Source organism: Micromonospora sp. NPDC057141, from assembly GCF_042670805.1.
Lineage (GTDB): Bacteria > Actinomycetota > Actinomycetes > Mycobacteriales > Micromonosporaceae > Micromonospora.
The window spans coordinates 25,119-44,245 of the sequence record NZ_JBHUVA010000023.1; the positions used below are offsets into that span (position 1 = coordinate 25,119).

Here is a 19,127-nt window from a genome sequence, read left to right on the forward strand (position 1 = left end):
GGCATCGAACGGGGAGTGGCGTGAGCGCCAACGGCGGCACCAAGGCGATCGTCGCGGCCCTGCTGGCCAACGTCGGCATCGCGGTCACGAAGTTCATCGCGTTCCTGTTGACGGGCTCCTCGTCGATGCTCGCCGAGTCGATCCACTCGGTGGCCGACTCCGGCAACCAGGGCCTGCTGCTGCTCGGCGGGCGGCGGGCCCGGCGCGAGGCCACCCCGCAGCACCCCTTCGGGTACGGCCGGGAGCGCTACGTCTACGCGTTCATCGTGGCCATCGTGCTGTTCAGCGTCGGCGGCCTGTTCGCGCTCTACGAGGCGTGGCACAAGGCGGCCGACCCGCACCCGATCGAGAGCTGGCAGTGGGTGCCGGTCGTCGTGCTGGTGGCGGCGATCGTGATGGAGAGCTTCTCCTTCCGCACCGCGATCGTGGAGTCCAACCTCATCCGGGGCAACCAGTCCTGGGTGCGGTTCATCCGCCGGTCCAAGGCCCCCGAGCTGCCGGTGGTGCTGCTGGAGGACCTCGGCGCGCTGATCGGTCTGGTCTTCGCCCTCTTCGGCGTCGGGATGACCCTGATCACCGGCAACGGCATGTGGGACGCGGCCGGCACGGCGATGATCGGCGTCCTGCTGGTGGTCATCGCGGTCACCCTGGCGATCGAGACCAAGAGCCTGCTGCTCGGCGAGGGCGCCGAGGCGACCGACGTGGCGACGATCGAGCGCGCCGTCACCGACGGCCCGGAGGTGCAGCGGATCATCCACATGAAGACGCTCTACCTGGGCCCGGAGGAGCTGTTGGTGGCCGCGAAGATCGCGGTGCCGGCGTGCGAGAGCGCCGAGGAACTGGCCCGGGGGATCAACGCCGTCGAGGCGCGGATCCGCGCGGCCGTCCCGGTCGCCCGGGTGATCTACCTGGAGCCGGACATCTGGTCCGCCGCCGCGCAGCGGGCCGGGACCGGCGCCGCCGCGCACACCGCCGCCGCCACCCCCGAAGCCGCCGCGCCGCAGGCGGCGATGGTGACCGGCGCGGACGAGTCGCACGCCGGGAGCTGACCGTGGAGCCGCTGCACGGCCCGATCCGGGACTACGCCTGGGGTTCCCGCTCGGCGATCGCCGGGTTGCAGGGGCGGGCCGTGCCCAGCGAAGGCCCGGAGGCCGAGCTGTGGCTGGGCGCCCACCCGGGCGCCCCGGCCAGGGTGCAGCGCGACGGCGAGTCGGTGAGCCTGCTCGACGTGCTGGCGGCCGAGCCGGGGCGCTGGCTCGGCGAGCGGTCGGTGCGGCGGTTCGGCACCCGGCTGCCGTTCCTGCTCAAGGTGCTCGCCGCCGAGGCCCCGCTGAGCTTGCAGGCGCACCCTGACGCGGAACAGGCCCGCGCCGGGTACGCGGCCGACGCGGCGCGGCCGGTGGGGGAGCGCAACTACGCCGACCCCCACCACAAGCCGGAGCTGCTGGTCGCGCTCACGCCGTTCGCGGCGCTGTGCGGCTTCCGCGACCCGGCGGCGTCGGCTGCGGCGCTGGCCGCCTTCGGCGTTCGGGCGCTGGAGCCGGTGGTGGCGGCGCTGCACGAGGGCACGGCGGGGCTGCGGGAGGCCGTCCGCCTGCTGCTGAGCTGGCCGGCGGACGACCGGGCGGGGCTGGTGGCGGCCGTGCTGGCATCGGGGGCCGCCGGGCCGGACGCGGAGCTGGCGCGGGCGCTGGCCGCCCACTATCCCGGTGACCCGGGAGTGCTGGTGGCGCTGCTGCTGCACCACGTCCGGCTGGCGCCGGGGGAGGCGATCTGGATGCCGGCCGGCAACCTGCACGCCTACCTGCGCGGCACCGGCGTGGAGATCATGGCGGCCAGCGACAACGTGCTGCGCGGCGGCCTGACCCCGAAGCGGGTGGACGTCGACGAGCTGCTGCGGGTGCTGCGCTTCGAGGTGCTCGGCGATCCGGTGGTGACCCCGGAGCGGGTGTCGCCGGGGGTGGTGCGCTGGCCGGTGCCGGTCGACGACTTCGCGCTGCACCGGGCGGTCGTGGCCGGGGCGCCGGTGCGGCTCGTGGTGCCAGGCCCCCGGGTGGTGCTCTGCCGCGCCGGGAAGGTCTCGGCCGACGACGGGACGGGCGCGGTCACCCTCGCCCCGGGGCAGGCCGCGATCGGTCCCGCCGACGCGGGGCCGCTCGTCCTCGACGGCGAGGGTGAGGCGTACGTGGCCACCAGCGGGCTGGGCTGAGCGGGCTGGGCTGAGCGGGCCCGGTGGGGCGGCTCGACTTCCGGTGGAGTCCCGGTCTGTTCTCGGCCCGGGCGAGGCGGGCGGGCGGAGCAGCGGGACTCGACGGATGGTGGGCGGAGGTGGCCGAATTCGCTCGACACAAATCCGGAATTTCCGGAAAAGCTTGACATGGTGCTTCCTCAGTGTAACTTCATAGGTGCGCAGCGTCACCGCGACGAAGGTCCGGCGGCGCGCGGGGAACCAAACCGGGGGGATGCACGGGGCGGCCGGACCGTGGGCGGACAGTCCGCTCACGACCGACCGCCCCGTGCGCTGTCCGTCTCCGCGCGTAAGGTGGAGGGTCGCGCAGCACTTCGTTCGTTCGACAGGAGCTTCCATGACCAGCACCCTCCCGGCGGCCCCCAGCGGCACGCCGTCCGAGGTCCGGCCGAGCACTCTCGCCGAGGGCGACTACAAGGTGGCGGATCTGTCGCTCGCCGAGTTCGGGCGCAAGGAGATCCAGCTCGCCGAGCACGAGATGCCCGGCCTGATGGCGATCCGCCGCGAGTTCGCGCAGGCGCAGCCCCTCGCCGGGGCGCGGATCACCGGCTCCCTGCACATGACGATCCAGACCGCCGTGCTGATCGAGACCCTGGTCGCGCTCGGCGCGCAGGTCCGCTGGGCGTCGTGCAACATCTTCTCCACCCAGGACCATGCCGCCGCCGCGATCGTCGTCGGCCCGGACGGCACCCCCGGCGCGCCGGCCGGCGTCCCGGTCTACGCCTGGAAGGGCGAGAGCCTCCAGGAATACTGGTGGTGCACCGAGCGGGTGCTCGACTGGCCCGACGGCCAGGGCCCCAACATGATCCTCGACGACGGCGGCGACGCCACCCTGCTCGTCCACAAGGGCGTCGAGTTCGAGAAGTCCGGGGTCGTTCCCCCGGTCGAGTCGGCCGAGTCCGAGGAATACGCGGTCATCCTGGAGGTGCTGCACCGCTCCCTCGCCGCCGACGGCCAGCGGTGGACCCGGATCGCCGCCGGCATCAAGGGCGTGACCGAGGAGACCACCACCGGCGTGCACCGGCTCTACGAGATGCACCGCGCCGGCACGCTGCTCTTCCCGGCCATCAACGTCAACGACTCGGTGACCAAGAGCAAGTTCGACAACAAGTACGGCTGCCGCCACTCGCTGATCGACGGCATCAACCGGGCCACCGACGTGCTGATCGGCGGCAAGATGGCCGTCGTGCTCGGCTACGGCGACGTGGGCAAGGGCTGCGCCGAGTCGCTGCGCGGCCAGGGCGCCCGGGTCGTGGTGACCGAGGTCGACCCGATCTGCGCCCTCCAGGCGGCGATGGACGGCTACCAGGTCTCCACCCTGGACGACGTGGTCGAGCGGGCCGACATCTTCATCACCGCCACCGGCTGCTTCGACGTCATCACCAACGAGCACATGGCCCGGATGAAGCACCAGGCCATCGTGGGCAACATCGGTCACTTCGACAACGAGATCGACATGGCTGGCCTGGCCAAGCGCTCCGACGTCGAGCGGGTCAACATCAAGCCGCAGGTCGACCTGTGGCGCTTCGCCGACGGGCACGCGATCATCGTGCTCTCCGAGGGGCGCCTGCTGAACCTGGGCAACGCCACCGGCCACCCGAGCTTCGTGATGTCGAACTCGTTCGCCAACCAGACGATCGCCCAGATCGAGCTGTTCACCAAGACCGACGAATACCCGATCGGCGTCTACGTGCTGCCGAAGCACCTCGACGAGAAGGTCGCCCGGCTGCACCTCGGCGCGCTCGGCGCAAAGCTGAGCACGCTGACCAAGGAGCAGGCGGCCTACCTGGGCGTCTCCCCGGAGGGCCCGTTCAAGCCGGAGCACTACCGGTACTGAGCCAGCACGACAGGGACCGGGTCGGCCGCGCAGCGGCGGGCCCGGTCCCTTCGCGTACGGGCGGCGGGGGCTGCGGCCCTGCGCTGAGCTGCGGCTGGGCGGGTGACGTGGCGAAGAACAACTTGACGGGGCCGGGCCGGCGGGAGGAAGGTATGGCTGCCCTAAGTTAATCGAGGCAACCCTTATCGATCACGGAGCACCGATGTTCGCCACCTACCTGATCGGCCTGCGGGAGGGCCTGGAAGCGACCCTCGTGGTCAGCATCCTGGTCGCCTTCCTGGTGAAGTCGCAGCGCCGGGACCGGCTGCCGCAGGTCTGGGGCGGCGTCGGGCTCGCGGTGGCGCTGTCGGTGCTCTTCGGCTGGCTGATCGAATACACCTCGACCTCGCTGCTGGCCCGCTCGGAGGACCGGGAGCTGTTCGAGGCGATCACCTCCGTGGCGGCCGTCGCCTTCGTCACCTGGATGATCTTCTGGATGCGCCGGGCGGCCCGGACGATCGCCGGCGAGCTGCGCGGCCGACTCACCGAGGCGCTCGCGGTCGGCTCACTCGCGGTCGCCGGGATGGCCTTCCTCGCGGTGATCCGGGAAGGGCTGGAGACCGCGCTCATCTTCTACTCCGCCGCCCAGGGCGCGGCCGGGGACAGCGGGCCGCTGCTGGCCCTGCTCGCCGGCATCGCCAGCGCCGTGGCGATCGGCGTCGGCCTCTACTTCAGCGCGCTGCGGATCAACCTGTCGACGTTCTTCACCTGGACCGGCGCGCTGCTGATCCTGGTCGCCGCCGGCATCCTCAAGTACGGCGTGCACGACTTCCAGGAGGCCGGCGTCCTGCCGGGCCTGAACGACCTGGCCTTCGACATCAGCGCGACGCTCGACCCGAGCACCTGGTACGCCGCCCTGCTCGCCGGGATGTTCAACGTCACCCCCGCCCCGAGCGTGCTGGAGATGGTCGCCTGGGTCGCGTACGTGGTGCCGGTGCTGGTGCTCTTCCTGCGCCGCCCCGCGCCCCCCGCCGGGGCGAACGCGGCCACCCCGCCGGCGGGTGCCGCCGGCGTCACCGAGTCCACCGGTCCGGCGCCCGCCTCGCCGCGCGCCTGACCAGCCCGAGGAGAAGAAACCCGATGCGTACCACCCGCTTCCTGGTGCTCGCCGCCACCGGCGTGCTCGCCACCACCGGCCTCGCCGCCTGCGGTGGGGAGGACAAGGACGCCACGGCCGACGGCGGCCCGATCGCCGTCAAGGCCACCGACACCGCCTGCGAGGTCGGCCGGACCGAGCTGGCCGCCGGTCAGACCGTCTTCGAGGTGACGAACTCCGGCGCCAAGGTGACCGAGTTCTACATCTACGCCGCCGGGGACCGGGTGATGGGCGAGGTCGAGAACATCGCCCCCGGGCTCAAGCGCGAGCTGCGCGTGGAGCTACCCGCCGGGACGTACGAGACGGCCTGCAAGCCCGGGATGAGCGGCAAGGGCATCCGGGGGGCGCTGAAGGTCAGCGGCACCGCCGCGACCGTCGCCCCCGACGCCGCGCTGGCCGAGGCCACCGCGAGCTACCAGCGGTACGTCAACAGCCAGACCGCCGCGCTGCTGACGAAGACCGAGGAGTTCGTCACCGCGGTCAAGGCCGGCGACGTGGCGAAGGCCAAGGCGCTGTACCCGGTGGCCCGCACCTACTGGGAGCGGATCGAGCCGGTAGCCGAGAGCTTCGGCGACCTCGACCCGAAGATCGACGGCCGCGAGGAGGTCGTCGAGGAGGGCATGGAGTTCACCGGCTTCCACCGGATCGAGAAGGACCTCTGGACCACCGGCGACATCAGCGCCGACGGGCCGATCGCCGACCAACTGCTCACCGACGTCAAGGCGATCGTCGCCAGGGCCAACGCCGAGAAGCTCACCCCACTCCAGCTCGCCAACGGCGCGAAGGCCCTGCTCGACGAGGTCGCCAGCGGCAAGATCACCGGCGAGGAGGAGCGGTACTCGCACACCGACCTGTGGGACTTCAACGCCAACCTGGAGGGCTCGAAGGCCGCCATCGCGGCGCTGCGCCCGGCCCTGGAGCAGCGCGCCCCCGAGCTGGTCGCCCAGCTCGACGCCGAGTTCGCCAACGTGGAGGCGGCGCTCGGCAAGCACCGCGACGGCGACGGCTGGAAGCTGCACACCGCGCTGAGCAAGGCGGAGCTGAAGGAGCTGTCCGACAGCATCAACGCGCTGGCCGAGCCGATCAGCAAGGTCGCCGCGGTCGTCGCCCGGTGACCGACGGACTCCCTGTGCAACAGACGAGCGGGAAGGGTGACGGCATGAGCGCGAGCAGGCTGTCCCGGCGGCGGGCGATCACGCTCGCCGGCGCGGGGGTCGCCGGGGTGGCGGGCGTCGCCGCCGGGGTCGGCGCGCTGGTCCGGGGCGGGGCGGAGCACGCCCCGGCCGACCAGGGCGCGGCGGCCGGGGCGGTGCCGTTCCACGGCGAGCACCAGGCCGGCATCACCACCCCGGCCCAGGACCGGCTGCACTTCGTCGCCTTCGACGTGGTCACCAAGGACCGCGCCCGGCTGGTCGAGCTGCTCGGCGAGTGGACGGCCGCCGCCGCCCGGATGACCGCCGGGCGGGACGCCGGGGTGATCGGCGCGGTCGGCGGCGTTCCGGAGGCCCCGCCGGACGACACCGGCGAGGCGCTCGGGCTGCCCCCGTCCCAGCTCACCCTCACCGTCGGCTTCGGGCCGACGCTGTTCCGCGACGCCCAGGGCCGGGACCGGTTCGGCATCGTCGACCGCCGGCCCGCCGCCCTGGCCGATCTGCCGCACTTCGCCGGGGACGCGCTGCGGCCGGAGATCTCCGGCGGCGACCTCTGCGTCCAGGCCTGCGCCAACGACCCCCAGGTGGCGGTGCACGCCATCCGCAACCTGGCCCGTATCGGCATGGGCGTGGTCAGCGTCCGCTGGTCGCAGCTCGGGTTCGGGCGCACCTCGTCGACCTCGACGGGGCAGGCGACCCCGCGCAACCTGTTCGGCTTCAAGGACGGCACGGCCAACCTCAAGGCCGAGGAGGACGGGCTGCTGCGCGAGCACCTCTGGGTCCAGTCCGGCGACGGCCCGGACTGGATGACCGGCGGGTCGTACCTGGTCACCCGCAAGATCCGGATGCTCGTCGAGACCTGGGACCGCAGCTCGCTGGTCGAGCAGGAGCAGATCGTCGGCCGGACCAAGGGCAGCGGCGCGCCGCTGGGCAGGGGTGACGAGTTCGACGAGCCCGACTTCGCCGCGAAGGGCGACGACGGCCGACCGGTGATCGCCGAGACGTCACACGTACGCCTCGCCCACCCCGACGCCAACGACGGCGCGCGGCTGCTGCGCCGCGGCTACAACTTCGTGGACGGCTCCGACGGGCTGGGCCGGCTCGACGCCGGGCTGTTCTTCATCGCCTACCAGCGGGACCCGCGCAAGCAGTTCGTCCCCGTCCAGACCCGGTTGGCCCGCAACGACGCGATGAACGAGTATCTGCGGCACGTCTCCAGCGGCATCTTCGCCTGCCCGCCGGGCGTACGCGACGGCGGCGACCACTGGGGGCGGGCCCTGTTCGGCTGAGCCGGTCACCCGCTGGCAACCCCCCGGCGACCCGCCGTCGGCTTCCCGGACGGTGCCGGTCCCACCGACCGGAACGGGGATGGAAGTATAGATCCCATGAGAGCCCGGGTACTGGTGGTCGACGACGACCCCGCGCTCGCCGAGATGCTCGGCATCGTCCTGCGCAGCGAGGGTTTCCTGCCCTCGTTCGTCGCCGACGGGGAACGGGCGCTGGCCGCGTTCCGGGAGAGTCGGCCCGACATCGTCCTGCTCGACCTGATGCTGCCCGGGATGAGCGGCATCGACGTGGCGCGGGCGATCCGGGGTGAGTCGGGCGTGCCGATCGTGATGCTGACGGCCAAGAGCGACACGGTGGACGTGGTGCTCGGCCTGGAGTCCGGCGCGGACGACTACGTGGTCAAGCCGTTCAAGCCCAAGGAACTGGTGGCCCGGATGCGGGCCCGGCTGCGCCGGGGCGAGGACGCGGCCCCGGAGCTGTTGACCATCGGCCCGCCCGGCAACCAGATCAGCATCGACGTGCCGGCGCACACGGTGAGCCGCAACGGCGAGGAGGTGAAGCTGACGCCGCTGGAGTTCGACCTGCTGGTCGCGCTCGCCCGCAAGCCGCGCCAGGTCTTCACCCGCGAGGTGCTGCTGGAGCAGGTCTGGGGCTACCGGCACGCCGCCGACACCCGGCTGGTCAACGTGCACGTGCAGCGGCTGCGGGCCAAGATCGAGCCGGATCCGGAGCGGCCGGAAATCATCCTGACGGTGCGGGGCGTGGGCTACAAGGCGGGCACCGGATAGCCTTGGTCGCACTGTGACCACCTCCCCGCCTCCCGGTCCCGCATCCACGCTCACCCGCCGGCCACCCGTCGCGCGGGAGCTGTGGCGCGCGCTGTCCGGCCGGGTGGCCCGGCTGGTGGCGGGCGTGCACCAGACGTGGCGCCGCTCGCTCCAGGTCCGGGTGGTGACCATCACACTGGTCACCTCCAGCCTGCTCGTCGGCGGCTTCGCCTACCTCATCGCCGACAAGATCACCAATATCCTGCTGGAGAACGCCGAAACCGACGTCCGGCTGCGGCTCAGCAGCGGCAGCGACTACGCGGCCAAGCAGTTCAGCCTGTTCAGCCAGGCGCAGGAGGCCCAGCTCCAGGACACCATCGACGGCACGGTCAACTACCTGGCCGGCGGCGACCCGCAGCAGACCAGCGGGGTGGTGGTGGCGATCACCGCCGACAACTACACCGGGATCATCGAGCCGCGCTTCTCGCCCGACGTCGACGTCCGGCCGCTGATCAGCCGGGAGCTGCGGGCCACCGTCGCCGACGGCAACATCGCCAGCCAGATCCGCACCGGCCGGCTCACCGGCGACACCACGAAATACCTGGTATACGGCTCCCCGGTGCCGACCCGGTTCGGCCAGGTCGAGCTCTACTACCTCGTCCCGCTGACCCGGCAGGACGCCACGGCGACCGATGCCCGGGCCACCGTGGTGGCCACCGGGGCGGCCCTGGTGCTGCTGCTCGGCCTGCTCGCCGCCCTGGTGACCCGGCTGGTGGTGACGCCCGTACGGGTGGCCGCCCGGACGGCCCAGCGGCTCTCCGCGGGTCTGCTCGACCAGCGGATGGTGGTCAACGGCGAGGACGACCTGGCGCTGCTGGCCGCCTCGTTCAACCAGATGGCGACCAACCTGCAACGGCAGATCCTCCGGCTGGAGGAGATGTCCCGGTTGCAGCGCCGGTTCACCTCCGACGTCTCGCACGAGCTGCGTACCCCGCTGACCACCGTCCGGATGGCCGCCGACCTGATCTTCGCCGAGCGGGAGGCGTTCGAGCCGGCCGTGGCGCGCAGCGCCGAGCTGCTCCAGGCCGAGCTGGACCGGTTCGAGGAGCTGCTCACCGACCTGCTGGAGATCAGCCGGTTCGACGCCGGGTTCGCCATGCTGGACGCCGAGCCGACCGACCTGGTCCCGGTGGTGCGCCGGGTCGCCGACCGGCTGGCCGGGCTGGCCGAGCGGGCCGGCGTCACCATCGACCTGGACGTGCCGGACGCCCCGGTGATCGCCGAGGTGGACCCGCGCCGCGTCGAGCGGGTGCTGCGCAACCTGGTCGGCAACGCCGTCGAACACAGCGAGGGTAGGCCCGTCCGGATCACCCTCGGCCAGGACCGGGCGGCTGTCGCGGTCACCGTCCGCGACCACGGGGTCGGCCTCAAGCCGGGCGAGGAGAAGCTGGTCTTCAACCGGTTCTGGCGGGCCGATCCGTCCCGGGCGCGGCAGACCGGCGGCACCGGCCTCGGCCTGTCCATCAGCCTGGAGGATGCCCGGCTGCACGGCGGCTGGCTGGAGGCGTGGGGCGCGCCCGGGCAGGGCGCCCAGTTCCGGCTCACCCTGCCGGCCCGGGCCGGCGACCGGCTGACCACGTCGCCGCTGCGGCTGGTCCCCGCCGACGCGGCCCTGCCCTTCGGCGGCCCCCGGGCCGGCGGGCTGCTCGCCATCGGCCCCGGCACGGGGGGCGCCCTGGCCATCGGGCCGGCGGCGGCGGGGGCCGAGGGCCGGGCGGAGGTGGGGTCGTGACGCGCCGCCGCCGGCTCGCCGGGCTGCTCGCCGGGGTGCTCCTGCTCACCGGGGCAGCCGGCTGCGGCATCCCCGAGCGGTCCGAGGTCAGGGTGGACGGGCAGGTCACCGCCGCCAAGTCCGGCTCGTCGAGCTTCCGCCGGGACGAGCCGCCGAACCGCCTCGCCAGCGGCACCGACCGCGCGGCCTTCGTCACCAACTTCCTCTCCGCCGCCGCCGGCGAGGCGGACCGCGCCTACTACCGGGTCAAGCAGTTCGTCGCCCCCGAGGGGCGCAGCCGGATCCAGGAGAAGCAGCCCAGCGAGGTGGCCCTCACCGTGGTCCGGCTGCGCGAGACGCCGGTGATCACCGACAGCACCGACGGCACCCGGGTCACGCTGCGGGTGCAGCAGATCGGCCTGCTGCGCGCCGACGGCACGCTCATGCCGCCGGTGGCCACCGAGACGGAATACCGCTTCGAGCTGCGCGCCGCCGCCCAGGAGGACAAGCCGGACACCGGCTGGTATGTCGCCGACCCGCCGCCCAACGTGCTGCTGCTCAGCGACCAGGCGCTGCGCCAGTACTACCAGACCCACATCGTCTACTTCTGGAACACCGGCCGCACCCAGCTGGTGCCCGACCAGCGCTACCTGCCGCTGGCCGTGCCCGACGAGCGGCGGGTCACCGAGGTGGTGAAGTGGCTGACCGCCGGGCCGTCGGAGTGGCTGGGGCCGGGGACGAGCCGGCTGCCCGACGGCACCCGACTGATCAACAACGCGACCGGGGCCGACGGGCGGTGGGAGGTCAACCTCGACATGCCCGTGGACGCGGACGACCGGCGGGTGGAGGAGTTCGTCGACCAGCTCGCCTGGTCGCTGCCGGAGCTGGACGGCCAGCTCGAGCTGCGGATCCACAACCAGACCCGGGTGACCGTGCCCGACCTCGGCCAGCGCCGGCGGGACCGCCCGGCGTACCCGCTGAGCGGCAACCCGCAGCGGTTCTGCGTCTACGACGGCGCGGTCCATCCGCTCGACTTCGGCGGCGGCGAGGCGCTCGGCACCGCGCCGGTCACCGAGGCGGTCAACAAGGGCGTCGTCTCGGCCGGGTTCAGCCGTTCCCGCGACGAGATCCGCGCCGCGCTGGTGACCGCCGGGGCGGACAAACGGCAGCGGCTGGTGGTCGGCGTCGGCGCGGCGCCGGTGTCGATCGTCCAGCGTGGCACCCGCACGTTCGCCACGATGGGCCAGCCGGTGTGGCTGCGCTCGCCGGCCCCCGACCGGCCGCAGGGCCTGGTGGTGGCCGACGGCGCGCTCTACCGCTTCGACTCCGGCGCCCAGTTGCGGGCCGTCCCGCTGACCGCGGAGGGCAGGGTGACGGCGGTGGCGACGTCGCTGGACGGGCACCGGATAGCGGTCATCGTCGGCGGCGCGCTGTACGTCGCGGCGGTCAACCTCAACGGCGGCGTGGTCTCCGTGGGCCCGGCCCGCCGGCTGGCCACCTCGCTGACCGACCTCTCCGCGGTCGACTGGGCGGGGGAGAACACTCTGCACCTGGCGGGCTCGGCCGGCCGGCCGGCGATCTACGACATCAGCGTGGACGGGGCCCTGGAGACGCCGCTGCGCCGGGACGTCGGCGCACGGGTCACCCACCTGTCGTCGTACCCGCTGAACGCGGTGGCGCCGTTCCCCAACGGCAACCTGATGTACGAGGCGAACGGGGTGGCCTACCGCAACAGCCCGTTCGACACGATCAAGCGGGACGAGGTGCGGGACGTGACCCCGCCGCCGGCCGGGGTGCAGGCCGGCAACCCGACCGCCCCGTTCTTCCTCTACTGAGATGCGCCTCTGGGCGGACCTGACCGACCTGGTGCTGCCAGTGGAGTGCGCCGGTTGCCGGGAGCGCGGGGCGGCCCGGCACGGGTTCTGCCCCGGCTGCGTGGCGACCCTGGCGGCGCTGCGCCCCCGACCGGTACGCCCCACCCCGGCGCCGCCGGGGCTGCCCCCGTGCGTGGCCCTCGGCCCGTACGGCGGGGCGCTGCGGGAGGCGCTGCTGGCGTACAAGGAACGGGGCCGGCACGGGCTGGCCCGGCCGCTGGGCGGGCTGCTCGCCGAGGTGGTGGCCGGCGCGGTCGGCGCGGCGCGGCCGGTGCTGCTGGTCCCGGTGCCGGACACCGCGGCGGCGGCCCGCGCCCGCTACGGCGACCACCTCGGCCGGCTGGCCCGGCACGCGGCGGCCCGGCTGGCCCGGGCCGGCTGGCCCGCGCGGGTGGTCCGGCCGTTGCGGGCGCTGCCCCGGCCGGACTCGGCGACCCTGGACAGCGCGGGCCGGGCCCGGGCGGCGGAGTCGGCGTTCCGGGCGCGGCCGGGCGTGGTCGCGCCCCGGGCCCGCGCCGGGTCGCCGACGCCGGTGGTCGTGCTGCTCGACGACATCGTCACCACCGGCGTCACCCTGGCCGCCGCCGCCCGGGTGCTCAGCGCGACGGGCCTGTCGCCAGCGGTGGCGGCGGTGCTCGCCGCCACGGAGAAACGCCGCCTTCCGTGACCCAGCGTGTTTCTGATTCACCCGAGGGTGTGGGAGCTGTGAAAATTCTGAGGCTTTGCGTGATGGGGGGTGACTGCCGGGCGAACAGGGGTTAGCGTTTTCGTGTCGGGGGTAGGAAGGCATTCCCACCCGCTCCCGGCGGTGAGAGGAGGCGTAGCCGCACTGACCCGGTCGAGCCGAGCGTGGGGTCTCCCAGAAGGCGGGCCGGCCGGGATTTCCGGATCGAAGACCGTCCGAACAAGGGAGGTCACGTGGACATCGTGGTCAAGGGCCGCAACGTCGAGGTCCCGGATCATTACCGGGTGCACGTAGCCGAGAAGCTCGCAAAGATCGAACGTTACGATCACAAGCTTATTCGCGTCGATGTCGAGTTGTTCCACGAGCGCAATCCGCGCCAGTCCGACCATTGCCAGCGGGTCGAGATAACGTGCGTTTCCCGTGGTCCGGTGATTCGGGCCGAGGCCTGCACCGACGATTTCTACAGCGCACTCGACGCCACGATCGCCAAGCTGGACAACCGGCTGCGCCGCGCGGCGGACCGCCGTCGGGTCCACCGGGGGCGGCACGCGCCGATCTCCGTCGCGGCGGCCACGGCGGATCTGCCGGTCGCCGACCTCGGGGCCCCCGTCGCGGCCCTCGACGGCGCCCGCTCGGCCACCGCCGTCGCCGAGCGGCTCGAGGAGGAGCCCGACGACCAGCCGTGGCACATCGCCCGGGCGAAGGTCCACCCCGCCGAGCCGATGACCATCGACGACGCGCTGTTCCAGATGGAACTGGTCGGGCACGACTTCTACCTGTTCCACGACAAGGAGTCCGGCCGCCCCAGCGTCGTCTACCGGCGACACGCCTACGACTACGGCATCATCTCCCTCGACACCTGACCCGACGGCCGCCCCGCTGGCCCGGTCGGGTCAGCGGGGCGGGTCCGTGGCGAGCCGGGCGTACAGGAGCGAGTCGACGCGGGTGCCCCCGGGGCCGGGCAGCCGGCCGCGCATGAGGCCCTCCCGGGTGAAGCCGGCCCGCTCCAGGACCCGCTGCGAGGCCGCGTTCTCCGGCCGGGTGCCCGCCCAGACCCGGGCCAGCCCGACCCCGTCGAACGCCCACCCGGCGACCAGGCGCACCGCCCGGGTGGCCAGGCCCCGGCCCCGTCCGGCCGGCAGCAGGCTGAAGCCGATCATCGCCTGCCCGGTCGCCTGCTCGTCGTGGTAGAGCATGCACCCGCCGGCCAGCTCGCCGCTGCCCGCGTCCACGATGGCCAGGTCGGCCGCGACCCCGGCCAGCCAGCGGCTGCCGGCCAGCCGGCAGCGCCGCTCGACGTCGGCGGGCATCGGCGCGCGCGGGGGCACCCGGTTCGCGACGACCTCGGGCAGGCTGTGCAGCGCGAACAACGCCTCCGCGTCGTCCGGGACGACCGGGCGCACGGTCACCACGCCGTCGGTGAGCCGGCCGCCGGGCAGGTCGGGCAGGAGGCGGGGCACCGGGCCGGGCGGGTCGTCGGCCAGGCGTACCCAGCAGATCAGGTCCTGCCGGCCGCCGCCGCGCGCCAGGTTCGCCGCCCGGCGTACCCCCTCGTGCCGGAACCCGGCGGCGAGCGCGACCCGCTGGCTGGCCGTGTTCTCCGCGTGGGTGAGCAGCTCCAGGCGGGCCGTGCCGCGCGCGAAGGCCGCCGCCGCCAGCGCCCGGGCCGCGGCGGTGGCCACCCCGCGACCCCGCGCCCAGGGCGCGACCCAGTAGCCCAGCTCGGCCTGCCTCCGCACCGGCACCAGGTTGCCCAGACCCGTGCCGCCGAGCAGCCGGTCGGTGGCCGGGTCCGCGATCGCGTACGCGGCCCCGCCGGTGGCCCGGGCCGCCGGGGCACCCTCGGCCACCCACCACCGGGCGTCGGCCTCCGTGTACGGACTGGGCATGCCGGAGATGAACCGCTGGGTGAGCGGGTCGGCGCAGCCCGCCGCGACGTCCGGCACGTCCTCGGCGCGGAACGGCCGCAGCCGCACCCCCTCGCCCTCGACGGTGTCGGGCAGGTCCGTCAGGTTCATGCCCCGCTCCCGGTCGGCGCGGGGGCGGTCACGGCCAGGTCCCCGGGCAGCAGCGACGCGACCCAGGCGTCGGCCCGGGTGCCGGCGCGGGTGGCCAGGAAGCCCCGGGCGGTGCCCTCCATGGTGAACCCGGCCTTCTCGGCGGCTCGGCGGGAGGCGGTGTTGCCGACGAGCGCGCGCCACTCGACGCGGGCGAGGCCGAGGGTGGTGAAGCCCCAGGCGGTCAGGGCGGCGGTCGCGGCCGGCTGGTACCCCCGGCCCCGGGCGTGCGGCGCGGTCATGAAGCCGACCATGCCCTGCACCGGGTCGGCGGCGGCGATCCGCAGGTCGACCGAGGCGACGTACCGGTCGTGGCCGTCGGCGACCGTGAAGTACGCGCCGGTGCCGCGCGCCCAGGCCGCGTCGGCGACGTCGCGCTTGAACCCCTCGGCGTGGGCCCGCTCGTACGGGGCCGGCACCGTGGTCCACTCGATCGTCTGCGGGTCCCGGCAGGTCTCGGTGATCGCGTCGAGGTCGCGTTCCTCGATGGGCCGCAGCCGCAGCTCGTGCGCCCCGACGGTGGCGAACAGGGTAGGCTGCGGCCGGCCGAAGACGGCGGCCCGGCGGGCGTCGAGGGTGTCCGGCCCGGCGGGCCCGGGCGTGCCCGGCGCGGGCAGGTCCTCGGGGAACAGCGAGCCGACCCAGCCCTCCCGCCGCCCGCCCGGCGACGGGTCGGCCAGCCGCAGCTCGCCCTCGACCCGGAACCCGGCGCGCAGCGCCGCCAGCCGGGAGGCGTGGTTGCCGATCTCGGCCTGCCAGATCAGCCGGCGCAGCCCCAGCGCGTCGAACGCCCAGCGGGCGACCGCCCGGGTGGCCCGGGTGGCGACCCCCCGGCCCCGGGCCCACGGTGCCACCCAGTAGCCGACCTCGCCGGAGTCCGTGCTCCGGTCCAGCGCGACCAGCCCGCACGAGGCGAGCAGGTCGCCGGTGGCGGCGTCGCAGACGGCGAACGGCGCGCGGGACCCGGCCCGCCAGTCCCCGGCGCTGATCTCGCCGACGTAGGCGCGGGCGTGTTCCGGCAGGTACGGGCGCGGTACGCTGGTCCAGCGCTGGATGTCCGGATCCTGGCAGGCCCGGTGCACGGCGTCCGCATCGGCTGCCCGCCAGGGGCGCAGCAGCAGGCCGTCCTCGGTGAGCTCCACGGGTTCCACCTGAGCCATCGTGCCGGATCTTTCGCGCTGGGCGTAACCGGTTATCCCGCCGCCCGGCGGGCGGTCGGAGTGTTATGTCGGTTTCTCGCCGATCGGACCGCCGCCACCAGTGACCATCGGGCCCACGGAGCGCCTACGATGGGTCGAGACTGTCTAGGGGAGCGTTGATCCGTGTCGATTCTGGAAAAGGTCCTTCGCGCGGGCGAGGGACGCATGGTGCGCCGGCTGAAGGCCATCGCCGCCGCCGTCAACTCGATCGAGGACGACTACGTCAACCTCACCGACGACGAGCTGCGGGGTCTCACGGACCAGTACCGGGAACGGCTCGCCGACGGTGAGACCCTCGACGACCTGCTGCCGGAGGCGTTCGCCACGGTGCGCGAGGCCGCCGCCCGGGTGCTCGGCCAGCGGCCGTACGACGTGCAGGTGATGGGCGGCGCGGCGCTGCACTTCGGCAACATCGCCGAGATGAAGACCGGTGAGGGCAAGACCCTGACCTCGGTCATGGCCGTCTACCTCAACGCGCTGTCCGGCAAGGGCGTGCACGTGGTCACGGTCAACGACTACCTGGCCCAGCGCGACGCCGCCTGGATGGGCCGGGTGCACGAGTTCCTGGGCCTGACCGTCGGCGTGGTGCTGCCCAACCGGCCGGCGAGCGAGCACCGCGCCGCGTACGAGTGCGACATCACCTACGGCACCAACAACGAGTTCGGCTTCGACTACCTGCGCGACAACATGGCCTGGTCGAAGGACGAGCTGGTCCAGCGCGGCCACAACTTCGCGGTGGTCGACGAGGTCGACTCGATCCTGATCGACGAAGCCCGGACGCCGTTGATCATTTCCGGCCCGGCCGAGCACTCGGCCCGCTGGTACGGCGAGTTCGCCGGCGTGGTGGCCCGTCTCCAGTCCGGCAAGGACGGCGAGGGCGACTACGAGGTCGACTACGCCAAGCGCACCATCGCGGTGACCGAGCGCGGCGTGGCCAAGGTGGAGGACCGGCTCGGCATCGACAACCTCTACGAGTCGGTGAACACCCCCCTCGTGGGCTACCTCAACAACGCGATCAAGGCCAAGGAGCTCTACAAGCGCGACAAGGACTACATCGTCAGCGACGGCGAGGTCCTGATCGTCGACGAGTTCACCGGCCGCATCCTGCACGGCCGCCGCTACAACGAGGGCATGCACCAGGCGATCGAGGCCAAGGAGGGGGTGGAGATCAAGCAGGAGAACCAGACCCTGGCCACGATCACCCTCCAGAACTACTTCCGTCTCTACGAGAAGCTCTCCGGGATGACCGGCACGGCCCAGACCGAGGCGGGCGAGTTCAACAAGGTCTACAAGGTCGGCGTGGTGAGCATCCCGACCCACCGGCCGATGGTCCGGCAGGACCGGGCCGACGTCATCTACAAGACCGAGAAGGCCAAGTTCAACGCGGTCGTCGAGGACATCGCCGAGCGGCACCAGGCCGGCCAGCCGGTGCTGGTGGGCACCGTCTCGGTGGAAAACTCGGAGATCATCTCGCAGCTGCTGCGCCGCCGGGGCATCCCGCACGCCGTGCTGAACGCCAAGTTCCACGCCCGCGAGGCCGAGATCGTCGCCCAGGCCGGGCGCAAGGGCGCGGTCACGGTGGCCACCAACATGGCCGGCCGGGGCACCGACATCCTGCTCGGCGGCAACGCCGAGTTCCTCGCCGCCAACGAGCTGCGCCAGCGCGGCCTCGACCCGGCGGAGAACGAGGAGGAGTATGCCAAGGCGATGGAGGAGGTCCTGCCCAAGTGGAAGCAGGCCTGCGACGCCGAGGCGGAGGAGGTCTCCGCCGCCGGCGGGCTCTACGTGCTGGGCACGGAGCGGCACGAGTCCCGGCGGATCGACAACCAGCTGCGCGGCCGGGCCGGCCGGCAGGGTGACCCGGGCGAGTCCCGCTTCTACCTCTCGTTGCAGGACGAGCTGATGAAGCGCTTCCGGGCCGGCGCGGTCGAGGCGGTGATGGACCGCTTCAACATCCCGGAGGACGTGCCCATCGAGTCGAAGATGGTCACCCGTCAGATCAAGAGCGCGCAGGCCCAGATCGAGGGCCAGAACGCCGAGATCCGCAAGAACGTCCTCAAGTACGACGAGGTGCTCAACAAGCAGCGCCAGGTCATCTACGCCGAGCGCCTGCGGGTGCTCAACGGCGAGGACCTCTCCGACCAGGTCCGCAACATGATCGACGACGTCGTCGGCGCGTACGTCGTCGGCGCCACCAGCGACGGGTACGCCGAGGACTGGGACCTCGACCAGCTCTGGGCCAGCCTCAAGCAGCTCTACCCGGTCGGGATCATCCTGGAGGAGCTGGACGAGGAGCTGGGCTCCCGGGCCGGCATGGACCAGGACTTCCTGGTCGCCCGCCTCAAGGAGGACGCGCACGCCGCGTACGACCTGCGCGAGGAGAAGCTCGGCACCGACGGTACCCGTGAGCTGGAGCGGATGGTGCTGCTCCAGGTCATCGACCGCAAGTGGCGCGAGCACCTCTACGAGATGGACTACCTCCAGGAGGGCATCAGCCTGCGGGCGTACGCCCAGCGCGACCCGGTGGTGGAATACCAGCGTGAGGGCTTCGACATGTTCGCGACCATGATGGACGGCATCAAGGAGGAGACGGTCGGCTTCCTCTACAACCTGGAGGTCCAGGTCCAGGAGGCCGAGCCCGAGGCCGAGGAGGTGCAGCTGCTGGAGAAGCCGGTGGAGATCAAGGCCAAGGGCCTGGGCCGCGCTCCCCAGCAGCAGGGTCTGCAATACTCCGCGCCGACCATCGACGGCGAGGCGGGGGCCGGCGCGGTCGCCGTGGAGCGGCCCGAGGGGCAGGCACCGCCGGTGCGCAAGCCCCGCGCGGAGCGCCCGGCCCGGCCAGTCCCCCCGCCGGCCCCGGAGCCCCAGCGCGCCCCGGCCGCGTTCGGCGGTAGCGGGCAGGCGATGGCGGCCAGCTCGGCCCGCCGCCCGGCCCCCGGGCAGGCGGAGTCCGGCAACACCTCCCGCAACGCGCCCTGCCCGTGCGGCTCCGGCCGCAAGTACAAGCGCTGCCACGGCGCCGCCAACGGCGGCAACTGACCCGCCGCGACACCGACGGGCCCCGGCGACCACGCCGGGGCCCGCCCGCGTCTGTCCGTAGTCCGGCTGCTACGTGC

At 73.2% G+C, this 19,127-nt stretch carries 14 protein-coding genes; 12 read left to right on the forward strand and 2 right to left on the reverse strand.

Annotated features, from left to right (window positions below):
- Positions 1 to 20: 20 nt before the first annotated feature.
- The 11 genes from ACFT41_RS14925 to hpf all read left to right on the forward strand — a co-directional run bounded on the left by ACFT41_RS14925 (position 21) and on the right by hpf (position 13,618).
- Positions 21 to 1,049 carry a cation diffusion facilitator family transporter gene (locus ACFT41_RS14925; RefSeq protein WP_377583571.1) on the forward strand — a complete coding sequence of 343 codons (1,029 nt, stop codon included), beginning with the start codon at positions 21 to 23 and terminating at the stop codon, positions 1,047 to 1,049.
- Between the two features lie 2 nt (positions 1,050 to 1,051).
- Positions 1,052 to 2,209 (forward strand): mannose-6-phosphate isomerase, class I, encoded by a 1,158-nt coding sequence (gene manA / locus ACFT41_RS14930; protein WP_377583573.1) that lies wholly within the window; start codon positions 1,052 to 1,054, stop codon positions 2,207 to 2,209.
- Positions 2,210 to 2,585: 376 nt separating this feature from the next.
- Positions 2,586 to 4,085 carry an adenosylhomocysteinase gene (gene ahcY / locus ACFT41_RS14935; protein WP_377583575.1) on the forward strand — a complete coding sequence of 500 codons (1,500 nt, stop codon included), beginning with the start codon at positions 2,586 to 2,588 and terminating at the stop codon, positions 4,083 to 4,085.
- A 202-nt stretch (positions 4,086 to 4,287) separates the two neighbouring features.
- Entirely contained in the window at positions 4,288 to 5,181 is an 894-nt protein-coding gene (gene efeU, locus ACFT41_RS14940; protein WP_377583577.1) for an iron uptake transporter permease EfeU, read from the forward strand.
- A gap of 23 nt (positions 5,182 to 5,204) precedes the next feature.
- Positions 5,205 to 6,335, forward strand: coding sequence for an iron uptake system protein EfeO (efeO, locus tag ACFT41_RS14945; protein ID WP_377583579.1), 1,131 nt, complete (start codon positions 5,205 to 5,207; stop codon positions 6,333 to 6,335).
- A 44-nt stretch (positions 6,336 to 6,379) separates the two neighbouring features.
- Positions 6,380 to 7,660 (forward strand): iron uptake transporter deferrochelatase/peroxidase subunit, encoded by a 1,281-nt coding sequence (efeB, locus tag ACFT41_RS14950; RefSeq protein ID WP_377583581.1) that lies wholly within the window; start codon positions 6,380 to 6,382, stop codon positions 7,658 to 7,660.
- 96 nt (positions 7,661 to 7,756) lie between these two features.
- A complete protein-coding gene (mtrA, locus tag ACFT41_RS14955; RefSeq protein WP_377583583.1) occupies positions 7,757 to 8,446 on the forward strand; it encodes an MtrAB system response regulator MtrA in 690 nt (229 codons plus the stop codon).
- A 13-nt stretch (positions 8,447 to 8,459) separates the two neighbouring features.
- Positions 8,460 to 10,217 carry an MtrAB system histidine kinase MtrB gene (mtrB, locus tag ACFT41_RS14960; RefSeq protein WP_377583585.1) on the forward strand — a complete coding sequence of 586 codons (1,758 nt, stop codon included), beginning with the start codon at positions 8,460 to 8,462 and terminating at the stop codon, positions 10,215 to 10,217.
- Positions 10,214 to 12,031, forward strand: a complete 1,818-nt coding sequence (locus ACFT41_RS14965; RefSeq protein WP_377583587.1) for an LpqB family beta-propeller domain-containing protein — start codon at positions 10,214 to 10,216, stop codon at positions 12,029 to 12,031. The genes mtrB and ACFT41_RS14965 overlap by 4 nt, the downstream gene beginning before the upstream one ends.
- 1 nt (position 12,032) lies before the next feature.
- Positions 12,033 to 12,737 (forward strand): ComF family protein, encoded by a 705-nt coding sequence (locus ACFT41_RS14970; RefSeq protein WP_377583589.1) that lies wholly within the window; start codon positions 12,033 to 12,035, stop codon positions 12,735 to 12,737.
- Between the two features lie 251 nt (positions 12,738 to 12,988).
- Positions 12,989 to 13,618 carry a ribosome hibernation-promoting factor, HPF/YfiA family gene (gene hpf, locus ACFT41_RS14975; protein WP_377583591.1) on the forward strand — a complete coding sequence of 210 codons (630 nt, stop codon included), beginning with the start codon at positions 12,989 to 12,991 and terminating at the stop codon, positions 13,616 to 13,618.
- A 30-nt stretch (positions 13,619 to 13,648) separates the two neighbouring features.
- Here the strand turns inward: hpf and ACFT41_RS14980 are convergent, their stop codons facing one another.
- Together ACFT41_RS14980 and ACFT41_RS14985 are read right to left on the reverse strand one after the other, a co-directional pair.
- Positions 13,649 to 14,773: a GNAT family N-acetyltransferase gene (locus ACFT41_RS14980; RefSeq protein WP_377583593.1), complete on the reverse strand. Its 1,125-nt coding sequence runs from the start codon at positions 14,771 to 14,773 to the stop codon at positions 13,649 to 13,651.
- A complete protein-coding gene (locus tag ACFT41_RS14985) occupies positions 14,770 to 15,972 on the reverse strand; it encodes a GNAT family N-acetyltransferase (RefSeq protein WP_377583595.1) in 1,203 nt (400 codons plus the stop codon). Before ACFT41_RS14985 ends, ACFT41_RS14980 begins: the two co-directional genes overlap by 4 nt.
- A gap of 162 nt (positions 15,973 to 16,134) precedes the next feature.
- On the opposite strand from ACFT41_RS14985, the gene secA reads away from it, so the two are divergent.
- The gene (secA, locus tag ACFT41_RS14990) at positions 16,135 to 19,050 is read left to right on the forward strand and encodes a preprotein translocase subunit SecA (protein ID WP_377583597.1); all 2,916 of its coding nucleotides are present in this window, start codon (positions 16,135 to 16,137) and stop codon (positions 19,048 to 19,050) included.
- Positions 19,051 to 19,127: the final 77 nt, after the last annotated feature.